Source organism: Streptosporangium lutulentum (genome assembly GCF_030811455.1).
Taxonomy (GTDB): domain Bacteria; phylum Actinomycetota; class Actinomycetes; order Streptosporangiales; family Streptosporangiaceae; genus Streptosporangium; species Streptosporangium lutulentum.
The window spans coordinates 2,140,743-2,156,446 of record NZ_JAUSQU010000001.1 but is presented as its reverse complement, the minus strand read 5'-3'; the positions used below and the strand labels follow the sequence as shown (position 1 = coordinate 2,156,446).

The following is a 15,704-nucleotide window of genomic DNA, read 5'->3' as shown; positions in this document are numbered from 1 at the left end:
TCCTCTCAGACTCCTGCGGACGGCAGGTACTCACGGTCCTCGCACGACGTCGGGACCTGGCAGCGGGCATGCGGACGCTCCGAGGCATTCGAGGGCGAGGCGGCCGTCAAAGGCCGCACGACCTGGGGAACACCATCGATGTCTCTACTAACGCGACAAGTAATACATTAAGATGCTGTCATGACGCCGTCCGCTGAGCAACCGGATTCCAAGCGATGACTCCCGCGGTTCCACCGCCGGAGGGCAGCCCGCCGCCCCGGCGCCGGCCGGGTGGCCGTACCGGCCACATCCGCGCGCGGGTTCTCGACGCGGTCCGCGACGAGCTCGGGGAGCGCGGCTACGACGAGCTCACCTTGGACGCCGTCGCGGCCCGTGCGGGCGTGCATCGCGCCACGGTGTACCGGCGCTGGCGGGATGTCGGCGGCCTGCTCGCCGACGTCTTCGAAGCGGCGAGCGACGACGACTGGCAACCCCAGGACACCGGCTCCCTGCGGGGCGACCTGGCGGCGCTGAACCACGAAAGCCAGGCGGCCCTGACCGCGCGGCCGCCGATCGTCGCAGCCCTGATCGCCGCCTCGTTCCGCTCCGAAGAAGCCGCCCGCAGCGTGCGACGGCTCTGGGAGGACCGGTACGCCCGCTGCGAGGTCATCGTCAGCCGAGCCGTTCGGCGCGGCGAGCTCCCGCCGCACACCGACGCGCGGCGACTGCTCATCGCCGCCACCGCGCCGCTGTACCACCAGCTGGTGCTTCTCCGTACGCCCCCCGACCCGGACCTTCCCGACCATGCGGCCAGGACCGCGGCCCTCGCCGCGTCCGCGGGCGCCTTCGCCGGGTCCCCGCCGGCCGGCGGCACCTGAGCGGGTGCGCTCGGCGACAAGGCGCTCGTAGACCCGGGTGAGCCGGTCGTCGGCCAAGCCCCGGCCGCGCATCCGCGGGCTCTCACCTCTCGTCCGTGTACGGAAAGGGCGGGGCCGTATCAGCGATCTGTCAGCGCGCGCTCAAACAGCCGTCAGCGTGCTCCGCGACAGTCCTGGAAGACCACCGGGCCAGGCCAGGACAGGCCGTCGACGCCCATCGCGGATGACAGGAAAGACACCTCATGAAGACGACACGACTCGACGCCGCGGCCTGCCGGACCGCCGAGCGGTTGCTGCGGCACAACCGCCACGAACTCGTCCTCGGGGACAAGATCAATCCTCACTGGATCGACGGGGGCGCCCGCTTCTGGTACGCGGTGGACACCTCCGCCGGAAGGAGGTTCGTCCTCGTCGACCCGGCGGCGGGCACCCGCGAGCCGGCGTTCGACCGGGAGATGGTCGCGGCCGCCCTGGCGGCGGCCTCGGGACACGACGTGGACGCGGCGGCGCTGCCGTTCGGCGCCGTCGAACTGACCGGCGACGCGGTCGAGTTCGACGCCTTCGGCGCGCACTGGCGGTGCGGGCTGGACGGCGGCGCGTGCGAGAAGGCCGCGGGCGGCCCGCCCCGCCACCCGCTCGAGGTCCCGTCACCGGACCGGAGGTTCGTGGTGTTCCGCCGCGGCCACGACCTCTGGGCACGCTCGGCGGAGGACGGCCGGGAGTGGGCCCTGACCTCCGACGGCGACGCGGACCGCGACTACGGGGCGGGCCCGGACTTCTTCATGTATTCCGGCATGCTGAAAAAGGCCGGGCTTCCGCACGCGCCGCCCGCCGTGTCGTGGTCGCCCGATTCGACGCGCGTGCTGACACACCGGACCGATCAGCGCGGAGTCCGGCGGACGCATCTGGTGGAGTCCATGCCGGACGACGGCGGCGCGCCCGCGCTGCTGACACAGCGGCAGCCGTTCCCCGGGGACGACCGGCTGCCGCTCGCCGAGCTCGTCGTGCTCGACGTCGCCGAGGGCACGGCCGTACCGGCGCGGGCGGAACCGCAGGCGATGCCGGTGATGTCGCCGATCTTCACGAGGTGGGCGTGGTGGGCGGAGGACGGCTCGGCGGTCTACTACCTGAGCCGGCCGCGCGACGTGCGCACCCTCCGGCTGCACCGGCTCGATCCCGGCACCGGGGAGGTGACGACCGTGCTGACCGAGACCGGGGACACCCGGGTGGAGCCGTCCCAGCAGCCGGCGCAGCGGCCCATGGTCAGGGTTCTGTCCGGCGGGCGGGAACTGCTGTGGTACTCCCAGCGTGACGGGTGGGGGCACCTCTACCTGTACGACGCGCGCTCCGGTGAGCCGCGCGGGCAGGTGACCTCGGGGCAGTGGGCGGTGCAGGAGATCCTGCGTGTCGACGAGGCGCGGCGGGTGGTGTACTTCGTCGCCTCGGGGCTGGTCGCCTCTGATCCGTACCGCCGGTCGGTGTGCCGGGCCGGGCTGGACGGTTCCGGCTTCGCGCGGGTCACCGACGACGACCTGGACCACGTCGTCGTCGTGCCGGAGAACGGGGAGTACTTCATCGACTCGGCCTCCACCACCGACTCTCCGCCGTGGGCCACCGTACGCGGATGGGACGGGCGCGTGATCGTCGAGCTGGAGCGCGCCGACATCACCCGGCTCACCGCGACCGGCTGGACTCCCCCCGAACGGTTCCGTGTCAAGGCGGCCGACGGCCGGACCGACATCTACGGCGTGCTGTACCGCCCGCACGGATTCGATCCCGACCGGCGCTACCCGGTCCTCGACCACCCCTACCCCGGCCCGCAGGTCAACCGGGTGAGCCCGTCCTTCGATCCCGGGTTCTTCGGCCACGACGCCGAGGCGGCGGCCGCGCTCGGGTTCGTCGTGATGGCCGTTGACGGCCGGGGCACCCCCGGGCGGAGCAAGGCGTTCCACGACGCCTCCTACCGGCGGCTGGCGGACGCGGGCGGCCTCGCCGACCACGTCGCGGCGCTGGAACAACTGGCGGAGGGGAGGCCGTGGATGGACCTCGACCGGGTGGGGATCTTCGGCCACTCAGGGGGCGGATTCGCCGCCGTCCGGGCGATGCTGGACTTCCCCGGCGTCTTCAAGACGGGGGTCTCCGAGTCCGGCCCGCACGACAACCGGTACTACAACCTGGGGTGGGGTGAGACGTACGACGGCCCGTTCGACGAGGAAACCTACGCCCGTTCCTCCAACGTGGACATCGCCGACAGGCTGGAGGGGAACCTGCTGCTGGTCCACGGCGGCCTGGACGACAACGTCTCCCCCCACCTGACGCTGCGGCTGGCCGATCGCCTGATCGCCGCCGACAAGGACTTCGAGCTGCTCATCGTCCCCGGTGCGGAGCACATGTTCTTCGGCTACGAGCGCTACGTCGCCCGGCGCAGGTGGGATTTCCTGGCCCGCCACCTCATGTGAGGCGCGCCGCCCTCGGTACCGCCGGCGGTGTCCCATCCGAGCCGGGCCGCCGCCTTTCCCGTCGCGGAGGCAGCCGGGCGGCGGCCCCCGCCCCGGCGAAGGCGGCGGGAGCGCGTCAGGCGCCGAGGGTGACCGCGGCGATCTCGCTCACCGTCTCGACGGTCGCGTCATGTCCGCGCCGCGCCGCCTCGGCGAACTCCCGCTCGCCGAGTGCGGCCCATGTCGCCGACCGCACCCGCGCCGCGTCGGGCTGGGACAGCTCCGGTGTGCCGCGCACCGCGACGCTCGCCGCCAGCAGCCGGGCGGCCTCGTGAGGCCTGCCCCGGTGCAGCGCCAGGTCCGCGACGCCCACCAGCGTCTGACTGATCGTCGGTGCGCTCCTGGAGCGCAGCGCCCAGTCGAGCGCGGCGGCGTGGTGGTCGCGGGCCGCGTCCAGGTCACCCTCGCCCGCGTCCAGATATCCCAGCGAGCCGAGGACCATCGCGCGGAACTGCCAGTTGACGGTGAGGTGCCGCGACAGCGCCTCGGCGCGGGCCAGTTGTGTCCGCGCCGAGCGCGGCTCACCGGCCCAGCGGGCGAGTTCGGCCTTGGCGTAGGCCACCGCGACGAGCGCGTCGGGCAGCCCGATCCGCTCGGTGTCCCGCTCGACCCGGGCCATGGCCGCCGCGCTGCCCTCCGTGTCGCCGAGCAGCCATCGCAACTGGGCCAGCCGCAGCCGCATCAGCCACACGTCCTCACCGGGCACCACCTCGGTGACGACGGCGACGGCCTGCTCGTAGCGGTCGACCGCCGCGGCCAGGTCACCACGCCATTCGGCCAGATCGGCCAGCGACGTGAGGGAGAACGAGATCCCCAACCGCTCGTCGAGAGCGCGGAACTCCGCCAGGGCCGCCTCGAATCCGGCCTCCGCCTCGGCGTGCCCGCGACCGGCCCCGACCAGCGTGAGGGCGCGGTTCAACCGGGCCATCGCCCGCACCCACGGGTCATCGTCGGTGAGGGGATCCCTCGCGTCCACCGGCGGCGCCTCAGCGGTCCGGTCGTCCCACGGCATCCGGCCGAGCGCCTCGACGAGCCGCAGCACCGGATGGCGGCGCTCCACCCGGTCGGCGAGCCGTCGCGCCTCGGCGAACCATTCCCCGGCCCGGCGCTCGTCACCGTTCCCGTTGAGCTCGAACAGCACGGCGGTCGCCAGGGCCGTCGCCCGCGCCTCGTCGTCGCCCGCGCCCGGCATCGCCAGAGCCTCCGCGGCCAGCTCGGCACCCTCCGCCTTGCGGCCGCTGAGCGCCCAGTCGAGGTACCAGTACCAGCCGGCCGCCGCCACCAGCCGGATCGCGGTCCGCGCGTCGCCCGCCGCGACGGCGCCGCGCACGGCGGCGTTGATGTTGTCCTGGTCGGCGGCGAGCCGCCCGAGCCAGAGCGGTTGCCCGGCGCGGCGCAGGTGCGGATCGGCGGTCTCCGCCAGTTCGGCGAAGCAGGCGGCGTGCTCCCGGCGGATCCGGTCCCGCTCGCCGGCCTCGCCGAGCCGCTCCAGGCCGTACTCCCGGATCGTCTCCAGCATCCGGTAGCGCTGTGTCCCGTCGTCGGAGGCCACCAGCAGGGACTTGTCGGTCAGCGCGACGAGCAGGTCGCGCACCTGGCCGGCCGGGACGGCGCCGTCCGCGCACACCCGTTCGGCCGCCTCCGCCGTCGCGCCGCCGGAGAACACCGCGAGCCGCCGCAACAGCGCCCGCTCCTCCTCGGACAGCAACTCCCAGCTCCAGTCCACCACCGCCCGCAACGTCCTGTGCCGGGGCAGCACCGTCCGGCCGCCGCCGGTGAGCAGCCGGAACCGGTCATCGAGCCGGTCGGCCAGCTGCTCGGCGGTCATCGTGCGCAGCCGCGCCGCGGCCAGCTCGATGGCCAGCGGCATGCCGTCCAACGCCCGGCAGATCCGCACCACGGCCGGCGCCGTACGTTCGCTCACCACGAACCCGGGGCTGGCGGCGCCCGCCCGGTCGCTCAGCAGCCGGACAGCGGCGTAGGACCTCGCCTGGGCGGCGTCCGCGTCCCGTGGCGGCAGGCCCAGGGGCTCGACCGGCCACAGCGCCTCGCCGACGATGCCGAGCGGTTCCCGGCTCGTCGCCAGGATCCGCAGCCGGGGGCACTCGCCGAGCAACCGTTCGGCCAGCGCCGCGACCGCGCCGACCAGATGCTCGCAGTTGTCCAGCACCAGCACCATGCTCCGGGTGCGCAGCGCGGCCACGAGCCGGTCGGCGGGCTCACCCCCCGGCGTCCGGCCGGTCAGCGCCCGCTCCCGGATCCCCAGCGCGGCCAGCACCGCCTGCGGCGCATCGGCGCCGTCGCCGATCTGGGCGAGCTCCACCAGCCACACCCCGTCGATCGCCTGTTGGAGCAGCGTACGGGCCGTCTCGCCTGCCAGCCGGGTCTTTCCGGACCCGCCCGGCCCGATGAGCGTGGTGAGGCGGTACTCGCCCATCAGCCTGCCGACCTGGGCGACCTCGGAGTCCCTGCCGACGAAGCTGGTCAGCCCGGCGCGTAGGTTCGTCCGCGGCCGTTCCTCCGCCTCCGTCCCGTCCTTCGCCTCGGCCCCGTCCTCCGCCTCCGTCCCTTCTTTCGCCTCGGCCTTCGTCCCGTCGTTCGTCCCGTCGTTCGTCCCGTCGTTCGTCCCGTCGTTCGTCCCGTCGTTCGTCTCGGCCTTCGCCCCGTCCTTCGCCTCGGCCGAGGACGCCGGCCGCGCCGCGGTGCCCACCTCGCCTCGCAGCACCGCGATGTGCAGCGCGGACAGTTCCGGCGACGGGCCGGTGCCCAGCGTCTCGGCGAGCGCCTCCCGCGCTCGCCCGTAGACGACCAGCGCCTCGGCGGGCCTGCCGGCCGCGCACAGCGCCCGCATCAACGCCCCCACCAGCCGTTCACGCAGCGGATGCTCGGCCACCAGCGACGTCAGCTCGGTGGTCAGCTCACCGCCGCGTCCCAGCCGCAGGTCCGCCTCCACGCGGTCCTCCACCGCCGCCAGCCGCAGTTCCGAAAGCCGGGCGACCGGCGCGGCGAAGAACTCCGCGTCCGCCACGTCCAGCAACGCCGGACCGCGCCACAGGGCCAGCGCCTCACGCAGGATCCGCGCGGCCTCGGCGGGGTCAGCGGCCAGCGCGGACCGTCCCGCCGCGACCAGGCGTTCAAAGCGCGTCACGTCCACCGCGTCCGGCTCGATCACCAGGCGGTATCCGGCCGGATGGGATTCGATGCGCGCCTGTGGCAGCGCCCGGCGCAACCGGGAGACCAACGCCTGCACGGCGTTCACCGCCCCCGAGGGCGAGCGCTCACCCCAGATCCCGTCGACCAGTCGCGTCATGGAGACCACCCGGCCCGGATCAAGCGCCAGCACGATCAGCAGCGCCCGCAGCCGGGCACCCGCCACCCCCACCGCGGCACCGCCCTGGGCGCGAACCTCCAACGGCCCCAGCATCTCAACCCGCACGCGACCGATTCTGCCAGGGGCGGCGCCCTGGGCTGCGGGCCCGGCTCACGGCCTGGGCGTACGGCGAAAGCCCACCCCCGGCGCCCTCGACGGATTGATCGATCCAGCGAAAGCGGCCAAACGGGTTGAGCCTGCCTCTCACATTCCCTGTCTTTTTCTCGCCTTCCGACCCGCCGGCACCTCCATCTCTCGTACGACAAATGCGACATTAGCGACATTTCATAGCAAAATAATAGATATTATCCCAGCATTATCAATAAAAGGGTGAGGTGGTGGCAAAAGCCGTTAATCTCCGTTTCTCGCACGATATCCCTGGAAATCATGACAACCAGGACGACCTATCCGCGGTCATCCCAGGCGCCTTTCACAGCACTGCGAAAGCGCCGAAACAGGGCAACAAATCCTTTCAAGGAGGAACAAAATGCCCAACGTCAAAAGCATCGTCGCGGGACTCGCCATCAGCACGGCACTGGCCGGCGGAGGCATAGGCATGAGCGCGGCCACCGCAGCCGCCAACACCGCTCCCACCACCACCGCAGGTACGAGCGCAGGCTTCACGACCTGGGTCGGAGGATGGGGCGGAGGATGCGGCGGCGGCTGTGGTTGGCGCCGCGGCTGCGGTTGCCACCACCGCTCCCACCACCGCAGCGTCCGCAGGGTCAATGTCAATATCAACAACAACACTGTCAATGGCGGTGGCCGCGATCGCGACCGCGACCGTGACCGCGATTTCGATGACGACTGAAAAAACGGCGAAACGTCTAAGGTCTCTGATTAGCCACCCCATCAAGATTGGCCTCCAGCCTGGGTGCGGCATGTAGTCAAAGCACGTCGACCGCATGCGGCAGAACCTGGAATCAGGAAAATATCCAGACCCACGGCGGAGAGAGGTTGCCCGTGTTCACTGAGATCGCACCCTTCCGGAATAATTGCGATCACAGCGAACACGGGCTAAATCATTCCGGATTCATGAAGAGCTTGACGGGCCCGCGTTCGGTGGAGCCGGCCTGGTCGACGTTCATCCCGTGTGGGTGTCCGGGGAGAGCATCCCGTACTCGACCGGCGGAGCACCCCCGGTGGGCCGCGCTTGTCCGCGGATCGAAAGTCCGTGGACAAGCGCGACACGGATCCACCTCGCGGGCGCCCGCGACCCTCGGCCCGACCGAGGAGATCCGCTGACCAGGGGGTCGTCATCAAGAACGTATCCGTAGCCGATCCGGCCGGAAGGCTCGCCGTGGTGACCGGGGCGAGCGACGGCATCGGACTCGATCCGGCCGTACGCCCGGCCGAGGCGGGCGCCGGCCTCATGGTGCCGGTCCGCGACCCCGTCGAGGGGAGTGCCGTCGTCACCCGCGTTCACTCGATGGACCGCAGGCGCCTCTCTCCCCAAGAATCGATTCTCCCGCCGGGGTCTGTCCATGCGGACCGTCGACCGCGGCGCGCTCCCCGCCCGGTACGCCGCCACCAGCCCGCAGGCGCAGGGCGTCCGCTTCCACGGCCCCGACGGCCTCGGCCGGTTCGCCGGCGTCCCGGCCGAACCGGCCGTCCACGAGGCGGCGCGCAACGAGGCCGACGCGGCCCGGCCCTGGGATGTCTCCGGGCGGCCGGCCACCCACGTCGTCCACGGCATTGCGTACTTTTTACTTTTCTTGCACGAGAATGGCAAAGTACGCATGGTATGAAAACGGAACCCAACCGACCTTCAATCGATCGCGACTTTACTGAACGGGCTCTCTCCTTGGCACGCAAGGCCGGAATGATAAGGAATCTACCTGGCCGCGTGACCTGCGCATGGATCCCGCAGGACTTCTCACCCGCTCGACCGAGGTAAAGAATTCACCATCGAAGTCCTGCGTTCGAGGGGATTTCGTTAGGTCAATATGGCGACGCCTTGCATCATTCGATCCTCACCGCTTACCTTCGGGTCCTTGGGGATACACGTTCGGCGACGTCGTGGCCGGGTGGTGCCCTGATCATTACCGAGACCGTGTTTCGTGCCGCGGGAGTTTCCGACGCGGAACGAGCACGGCCGCCGAGTCCGTGAATTCACGGAGCCGGGGACCCAATCTTCTGGGGTGAATCGCGGCCCATTCCACATGGCACCGCGTAGGGCACTTCCACGCCCGAACCCGTCAGCTAACCCGGTAGGCGGCATGGAAGCAAGGAGTTGATCCCCCCTATGTTGAAATACCGTTTCTCTCGCCCCCTCGCCGCCGTGGTGAGTGCGACCGTTGTCACCGGTGCGATTCTCGCCGGTCACCCGGCCCTGGCCTCCGACCTTTCCGTGAAGGCCCTGAGCGGTGTCGTGCAAACCCCGGCCAAAACGCTCGCCGCGCCGATCAATCCGGGCCGGGCCGACGCGCTCACCTACGGCCAGGACGTCTCCAACTACGAGCCCGACCACGACTGGAACGCCAGTCCGGCCAAATTCGGCATCGTCAAGGCCACCGAGGGACTGCACTTCCGCGACAAGGCCTTCACCCGGCACTGGAGGGAACTGGCGAAGAAGGGCATCGTGCGCGGCGCCTACCACTTCGGTCACCCCGCCGACAATCCGATCACCGAGGCCGACTTCTTCCTCTCGGTGGTGAACTCGCAGCCGGCCAAGCCGGGCGACCTGCTGGTGCTGGATCTGGAGACCACCGACGGCAGGTCCGTCAGCGAGGTCAACGCCTGGGCCAAGGCCTGGCTTGCCCGGGTCCAGGCCAAGACCGGCGTCAAGCCGATGGTCTACAGCAGCTGGAACTTCGCCAACACCTACGGCGCGGGCCTGTCCCAGTACCCCCTCTGGGTGGCCTACTACGGCGTGCCCATGGGCGACGTCCCGCCGCCCGCCGACTGGAAGACCTGGACCATCCACCAGTACACCGAAACGCCCATCGACCAGGATGTCTCCTCGTTGACCCCCGATCAGCTGCGCAGTCTCGGCCGTCCCCCCACCGCCTGAACCGGCAAAAGCGAGCATCACCCCCCGCCGTCCCAGATGTAGATCTTTCCGCTCGAACCGGTGGCCAGGGGGTCGCATGTGGTTGAGAGGCGCTGCGCACGGAATGATGATCCGCGAGTTCACCTGACGATCGACAGGAGCCATGATGCGGATCGGTGTTGTCTTTCCCCAGACCGAGATCGGCCCGGACGTGGGTGCGGTGCGCGCCTACGCGCAAGGAGTCGAGGAGCTCGGCTTCCGGCACCTGATGGCCTACGACCACGTCGTCGGCGCCGACCCGGCGGTGCACCAGGGCTGGCAAGGGGTGTACGACGTGGAGAGCACCTTCCACGAACCGATGGTCCTCTTCGGATATCTCGCCGCGCTGACCTCGCTGGAACTCGTCACCGCCATCATCATCCTGCCCCAGCGGCAGACGGCGCTGGTGGCCAAGCAGGCGGCGGAGATCGACCTGCTCAGTGACGGCCGGTTTCGGCTGGGCGTGGGGCTGGGGTGGAACCAGGTCGAGTACGAAGCCCTCGGCCAGGACTTCACCACCCGGGGCAGGCGCATCGAGGAGCAGGTCGAGTTGATGCGCCGGCTGTGGACCGAGCCGTCGGTCACCTTCGACGGCGTCTACGACCGGGTGACCGGAGCGGGGCTGGCGCCCCTGCCCGTGCAGCGGCCGATCCCCGTCTGGTTCGGCGCGCAGTCACCCGCGGCCTACCGCCGCACCGGGCGGCTGGCCGACGGCTGGTTCCCGCAGATGTCTCCGGGCCCGAAGCTGGACGAGGCCAAGGCGGTGATCGAGGAGGCCGCCGTGCAGGCGGGACGCGACCCCTCAGCGCTCGGCATGGAGGGCCGTGCCAGCTGGACGGGCAGTGCGGAGGAACTGAGTGACCTGGCCCGCCGGTGGCGGGAGTCCGGCGCCACCCACCTTTCCATCAACACCATGAAAGCGGGGCTGGGCTCGGTCGACGAGCACCTGGCCGCGCTGGAGATCGCGTCCGAGACGCTCGGACTGCGTAAGGGCTGAGCCGTACGGCAGCGACCGGGAACCGGCGAGCCCGCTGATCACTGTGACGACGGGCCGGTGACCAGCCCGCCTTCGTAGGCGGCGATGACGAGCTGGGCCCGGTCGCGGGCGTGCAGTTTGGCCAGGAGGCGGCCGATGTGGGTCTTGACCGTGCCGACGGTGAGGTGCAGGTGCTCGGCGATCTCGGAGTTGGACATTCCCCTGCCGACGAGGGTGAGCACGTCGCGCTCACGCCGGGTGATGTCGCCGAGGTCTCGCGCGGCCGGGAAGGAGTGGGGGCGTCGCAGGAATTCGGCGACGAGCCGGCGGGTGACGGTGGGCGCGAGCAGCGCTTCGCCGGAGGCGACGACCCGGATGGCGGCCAGGAGCTCGGCCGCCGTCGCGCTCTTGATGAGGAATCCGCTGGCGCCGGCCCTGAGCGACGCGTACACGTATTCGTCCTGATCGAACGTGGTGAGGATCAGGACGCGGATGCCCGCACCGGCCGGATCGGCGCAGATACGCCTGGTCGCCTCGATGCCGTCCATGTCCGGCATGCGCACGTCCATGAGGACGACGTCGGGCCGGCACCGGCGGGCCAGGAGCACCGCTTCGGCGCCGGTGCCGGCCTCGCCCACGGTGACCAGCCCCGGTGTGGTGTCGATCAGTACCTTGAGGCTGTCGCGGATCAACACCTGGTCCTCGGCGAGCAGGACCCGGACGGGTGGTGGGGTGTTCGGTTCGGCGTCGACGCTCATGTCACGGTGCCGTTCGGGTCGTAGGGCAGGTGAGCCGACACGCGAAAGCCCCCTTCGGGCCGGTGCCCCGCGCTGAACGTGCCCCCGTACATCTTGACTCGTTCGCGCATGCCGATCAGGCCGTGTCCGCCGTGGCCCGCCCGGGGCGGGCGGCCGTGGCGGGGGCCGTCGTCGATGACCTCGATCACGGCTTCCCGATCGTCGATGTCCACGGTGACCGAGCAGCGGGTGGGTGCCGCGTGGGTGACGACGTTGGTCAGGGCCTGTTGCACGATTCGATACACCGACAACGCGACCGCGGGAGGTATCTCGGCCTCCTCGCGGACGGTCAGGTCCACCTCGACCCCGGCCGAGCGGGCGTGGGCGGCCAGTTCGGGCAGGTCCGCCGTACCGGGAACGGGCAGATGGGCCTGCTGCAGATCACCGTCGGAGCGCAGGAGGCCGAGCACTCGGTGGATCTCGGTGAGCGTGCTCCGGCTGGTCTGCTCGATGACGGCCAGCGCGGCGCGCGCCTCCTGCGGGTGGGCGTCGGCGACGTGGTTGGCGACGGTGGCCTTGACCGCGATCAGGCTCATGCTGTGGCCGATGACGTCATGCAGTTCCCGGGCGATGCGCCTGCGCTCGTCGGCCACCGCGGCCTCCGCGAGGTGGCGGACGAGGCGAGCGGTCGTGTCACGCTTCCACCGGACGGCCGTTCCGACGCCCCAGCCGGCGGCCAGCAGCACACCGGCCACACCGATCTCGATCGGCCAGGCCTGCGGCAGCTCACTGGGCGGGCCCGCGGGTGCGAGGCCGGGGAACACCCGCGCGTAGAAGATCAGGACCGCGGTCACCGCGGCGAACAGGCAGGCCGACAAGCCCGCCAGCGACCACACGACCGAGGTGGTGGAGGCCACCGCGTACAGCACGAGCACGGTCGGCACGAACGACACCCAGATCGCGCCCGCCGCGACGGCACCGGTCACGGTCACCAGCACGCCCGCGGCGCACGCGAGACCGAGCATGGCCCGCGGCCGGCGCCGCCGGAGCACGATCGGAAAGCTCACGACCACCGCGACCGGCCACGCCGACCAGGCGGGCCACCACGACGACCGACCCGGCGGATCAACGATGGCATACCCGACGAGCAGCGCCAGGACGACCGCCGTCGCCGCGTCGGCAACGCCCCTTCCATCGAGCCGCCGAGCCCACTTCATGACGAGAAGGTACCGCCTCACCGGATCACCCGGCATCTGCCCACGGTCGGACATTCGCCCTCGATCGCGGTGGCGATGTCCACGCGGGCCGGGGTTACGCCGTCGGCTCGGATGATCTTCGGGTTCGGCGGGCGCTCCCCCGGGTTCGCATCCGCCTCGGGCAGGCCGGGCGGCTCTCATCGGGCTCAGCCGAGGACGACCACCATCTTGCCGCCGGCCTCGTTGGCCTCCATCACGCGATGCGCCTCGCGGATCTCCTCGAAACGGAACACGCGCGACGGCTTCGCCGTGAGGCGGCCCGCCGCCACCTGCTCCGCGATTTCCTGGAGCGGCACGTCGGACAGCGGGAACCCGGGAGTCCCGAACACGAAGCTGCCGAAGAAGGTCAGATAGACGCCGCTCGCCATCTGCAGCAGCGGGTTGAAGTCGGGGATCGGGTCGAGACCGCCCAGCCAGCCGGCCAGGCACGCCCGCCCGCCCCGGCGCAGCATTTCGAGGGAGTCGAGAATGGTGCTGTTGCCCACGAGGTCGAGCACCGCGTCGAGCCGCTTGGCCTCGGCGATCCGCTGGGAAAGTCCCGGTCCCTCCAGTTCTGCGCGATCCGCACCGAGTTTCTCCAGCGCCGCGAAGCGCTCGGGATCGCGCGTGGTGGCGACGACCCGCGCGCCGACGTTCACCGCGAGGCCGACCGCGGCCCGGCCGAAGGAGGAGGTCGCGCCCCGGACGACCAGTGTCTGCCCCTGGACGATCTCCAGATTGCGGAACAGGCAGGTCCAGGCGGTGGCGTAGGTTTCCGGAATCGCGGCGAGCTCCTCCCAGGGCAGGTCGGACTCGATGAGGGCCACGTTCGAGGCCGGCGCCCGGGTGTATTCGGCGTAGCTGCCGTTGACGGTGCGCCCGAGGCCGCCCATCAGCGCCGCGACCTTGGCGCCCACGGGGAACTCGCCGCCGGGGCATGCTTTCACCAGCCCGACGCATTCGATGCCGCTCACCTCCGCGGCCTCGGCCCATTCCCCTCTGCGCATGTGCATCTCGGCGTGGTTGACCCCGAACGCCTTGACCTTGATGACGACCTGACCCGCCATGGGCTCGGGCTCGGGCAGTTCCTTGTAGACGAGGCCGTCCGGTCCGCCGAATCTCTCGATGACGATGGCACGCATCACAATCCCCCAACGACATGCCCTGCCTTCCACGTTACGCCTCGCGGGACGGCCCGCCCCTCGGCCCCTCGGCATCAAGGGACGGTGAGACGGGTGGCGGTGCGGGCAGGCCGGTTCCCTCCCGCCGTCTGGGCGAGGCGACGGGGCCGCCCTCAAGACGACGCCGGCCGGTCCTCGCGCGTGGGGCGGGGATTCCAGGCGTTCCCGCGCTTCAAGTCGTAATTCGGTGGCGGGCGGGGCCGGCGTTCGGCAGGATCTCACGTATGGTCTCGGTGTTTCAGAACGTGGCGATCGACTGTGCGGACGCCTATGAGCTGGCCAGGTTCTGGAGCGGGGTGACCGGCTGCCCGCTGAATCCGGAGGACAGGCCGGGTGACCCCGAGGCCCAGGTGATGCTGCCGCAGGGGCCGCTGCTGCACTTCAACCAGGTGCCGGAGCCCAAGGTGGTCAAGAACCGGATCCACCTGTGCCTGCGTCCGGAGACCTCGCGCGAGGAGGAGGTCGTGCGACTGCTGGATCTCGGTGCCACCCTCGTCGCCGACCGCCGGAGGCCCGACAGCTCGGGCTGGGCCGTCCTCGCCGACCCCGAAGGCAACGAGTTCTGTGTCCTGCGCAGCGAATCCGACCGCGCCGCGACGGCTTCCTGACGAGCCGAAGCCCCGATTCGGGCGTCCGGGCAGGGCTTGTCGCCGGAACCGCTGCCGATCACGCCCGGGTGACCCGTGGCGTCGGCGAGGAGAAAAAACGCCCGCCCATGCCCGATCCCAGAATCGGGCATTAAGCAAATAGCTTCTTCATTCTGGATAATTCATTTCATATCCCCGCTTCATCGACCATGACCTCCGGCGATTCCTGCCGGTGGCGCGATCAGAGGAGGCGCTCATGGACCGTAGGCACCATCTGCTGCTCAGCCCGGCACTTCTCGCGATCTTCGCACTCGGAACGGCCGCCTGCTCCCCGTCCACGATCACCTCGGTCTCCGCGCGGGCGGTGGTGGAGAACATCTCGCACGGCAAGGCCACTCCCGCTCCGGACGAGCAGCCGAAGGTCTACCGGGACGCCTACAGCAAGGGCTACTCCTACGCCGGCAGCGACTGCAGCAAGGCGGAGCGCTTCTCCTACAGCGGGTCGAACCTGGACAGGAAGGGCTGGGTGGACGGTTACAACGCCGGTCACGCCGACCTGTGCGGACGGACCGGCTGAATCTCCCCCACCGCCCGAGGCCCTGCCCGTTCGTCCTCGAACGGCGCGGACAGCGAAGACGGCGAGGCCCTCGGGCCAACCGTTACCGCTCAGCCACGCCTGAGCCGCTGGAAGAAGGAGCCTTTCCCCCGGGTCGGCGGTTCGGGGGCGGGCTTCTCCTCGACGGGGTGGCGGGCACGCCAGTCGCCGGCGACCTCCTCCACGTCGAAGAGCGGCTGGGTGAGCGGCGGCCCGGACAGGGTCTTCCCGTAGCTCGCGCGGATCTCATCGTTGATGTCCTCGATGATCCTGCGAGCCTCGGCCTCCGTCCGCGCCCCCACCGCCGCCGCCCGGGCCTCCTCGGCCTTCTTGCGCAGCGCGAGCGTCCCCGGCAGCGGGAACGACAGGTTCTCCGCCTGCATCTTCTGCCTGATCCACCACATCTCGTCGTCCGGCCCGCCCCCGGCGGGGAGGGGTTTGCCGGCACCCGGCAGGTTGTCGAACTCCCCGCGCTCGGTGGCCTCGCGAATCTGCCGATCGACCCATGTCTCGAAACTGACTCCCGGCGGTTTACGCTCCGTCACCGATTCGCCTCCCATGCCACGATCGACGGCTCTTTCGAGGATAACCACGCGTCGGTACGGGCCGAGAAAAAGGGTGAACCGTGGGAGACGGC

General features: G+C 70.7%; 13 protein-coding genes and 1 riboswitch. Of the genes, 8 read left to right on the top strand and 5 right to left on the bottom strand.

The annotated features are described in order from the left end of the window. The first annotated feature begins 215 nt into the window (after positions 1-215). Both J2853_RS09120 and J2853_RS09115 read left to right on the top strand, forming a co-directional pair. Positions 216-857 (top strand): TetR/AcrR family transcriptional regulator, encoded by a 642-nt coding sequence (locus J2853_RS09120; protein ID WP_307556544.1) that lies wholly within the window; start codon positions 216-218, stop codon positions 855-857. Between the two features lie 242 nt (positions 858-1,099). Then, positions 1,100-3,316, top strand: coding sequence for a S9 family peptidase (locus tag J2853_RS09115; protein WP_307556543.1), 2,217 nt, complete (start codon positions 1,100-1,102; stop codon positions 3,314-3,316). Between the two features lie 115 nt (positions 3,317-3,431). Here the strand turns inward: J2853_RS09115 and J2853_RS09110 are convergent, their stop codons facing one another. Beyond that, positions 3,432-6,791, bottom strand: a complete 3,360-nt coding sequence (locus tag J2853_RS09110) for an AfsR/SARP family transcriptional regulator (RefSeq protein WP_307556542.1) — start codon at positions 6,789-6,791, stop codon at positions 3,432-3,434. Between the two features lie 421 nt (positions 6,792-7,212). On the opposite strand from J2853_RS09110, the gene J2853_RS09105 reads away from it, so the two are divergent. The 4 genes from J2853_RS09105 (at position 7,213) to J2853_RS09090 (ending at position 10,753) form a co-directional block, all read left to right on the top strand. Continuing rightward, the gene (locus tag J2853_RS09105; protein WP_307556541.1) at positions 7,213-7,536 is read left to right on the top strand and encodes a hypothetical protein; all 324 of its coding nucleotides are present in this window, start codon (positions 7,213-7,215) and stop codon (positions 7,534-7,536) included. 673 nt (positions 7,537-8,209) lie between these two features. Continuing rightward, positions 8,210-8,473, top strand: coding sequence for a hypothetical protein (locus J2853_RS09100; protein WP_307556540.1), 264 nt, complete (start codon positions 8,210-8,212; stop codon positions 8,471-8,473). A gap of 338 nt (positions 8,474-8,811) precedes the next feature. Then, positions 8,812-8,957: riboswitch (cyclic di-AMP (ydaO/yuaA leader) on the top strand. A 13-nt stretch (positions 8,958-8,970) separates the two neighbouring features. Then, a complete protein-coding gene (locus J2853_RS09095) occupies positions 8,971-9,738 on the top strand; it encodes a glycoside hydrolase family 25 protein (protein ID WP_307556539.1) in 768 nt (255 codons plus the stop codon). Positions 9,739-9,883: 145 nt separating this feature from the next. Next, on the top strand, positions 9,884-10,753 hold the full coding sequence (locus J2853_RS09090) for an LLM class F420-dependent oxidoreductase (protein WP_307556538.1): 870 nt from the start codon (positions 9,884-9,886) through the stop codon (positions 10,751-10,753). A 38-nt stretch (positions 10,754-10,791) separates the two neighbouring features. Here the strand turns inward: J2853_RS09090 and J2853_RS09085 are convergent, their stop codons facing one another. From J2853_RS09085 to J2853_RS09075, 3 genes are all read right to left on the bottom strand, one after another. Next, positions 10,792-11,490, bottom strand: a complete 699-nt coding sequence (locus tag J2853_RS09085) for a response regulator (RefSeq protein WP_307556537.1) — start codon at positions 11,488-11,490, stop codon at positions 10,792-10,794. Beyond that, on the bottom strand, positions 11,487-12,686 hold the full coding sequence (locus tag J2853_RS09080; protein ID WP_307556536.1) for a histidine kinase: 1,200 nt from the start codon (positions 12,684-12,686) through the stop codon (positions 11,487-11,489). The genes J2853_RS09085 and J2853_RS09080 overlap by 4 nt, the downstream gene beginning before the upstream one ends. Positions 12,687-12,871: 185 nt before the next feature. Further along, the gene (locus J2853_RS09075; RefSeq protein ID WP_307556535.1) at positions 12,872-13,846 is read right to left on the bottom strand and encodes a zinc-binding alcohol dehydrogenase family protein; all 975 of its coding nucleotides are present in this window, start codon (positions 13,844-13,846) and stop codon (positions 12,872-12,874) included. Positions 13,847-14,109: 263 nt separating this feature from the next. On the opposite strand from J2853_RS09075, the gene J2853_RS09070 reads away from it, so the two are divergent. Beyond that, entirely contained in the window at positions 14,110-14,493 is a 384-nt protein-coding gene (locus J2853_RS09070) for a VOC family protein (RefSeq protein WP_307556534.1), read from the top strand. Positions 14,494-14,728: 235 nt separating this feature from the next. Then, a complete protein-coding gene (locus J2853_RS09065) occupies positions 14,729-15,049 on the top strand; it encodes a hypothetical protein (protein WP_307556533.1) in 321 nt (106 codons plus the stop codon). A gap of 89 nt (positions 15,050-15,138) precedes the next feature. Here J2853_RS09065 and J2853_RS09060 read toward each other — a convergent pair whose 3' ends face one another. Beyond that, positions 15,139-15,612, bottom strand: a complete 474-nt coding sequence (locus J2853_RS09060) for a DnaJ family domain-containing protein (RefSeq protein ID WP_307556532.1) — start codon at positions 15,610-15,612, stop codon at positions 15,139-15,141. Between the last annotated feature and the right edge of the window lie 92 nt (positions 15,613-15,704).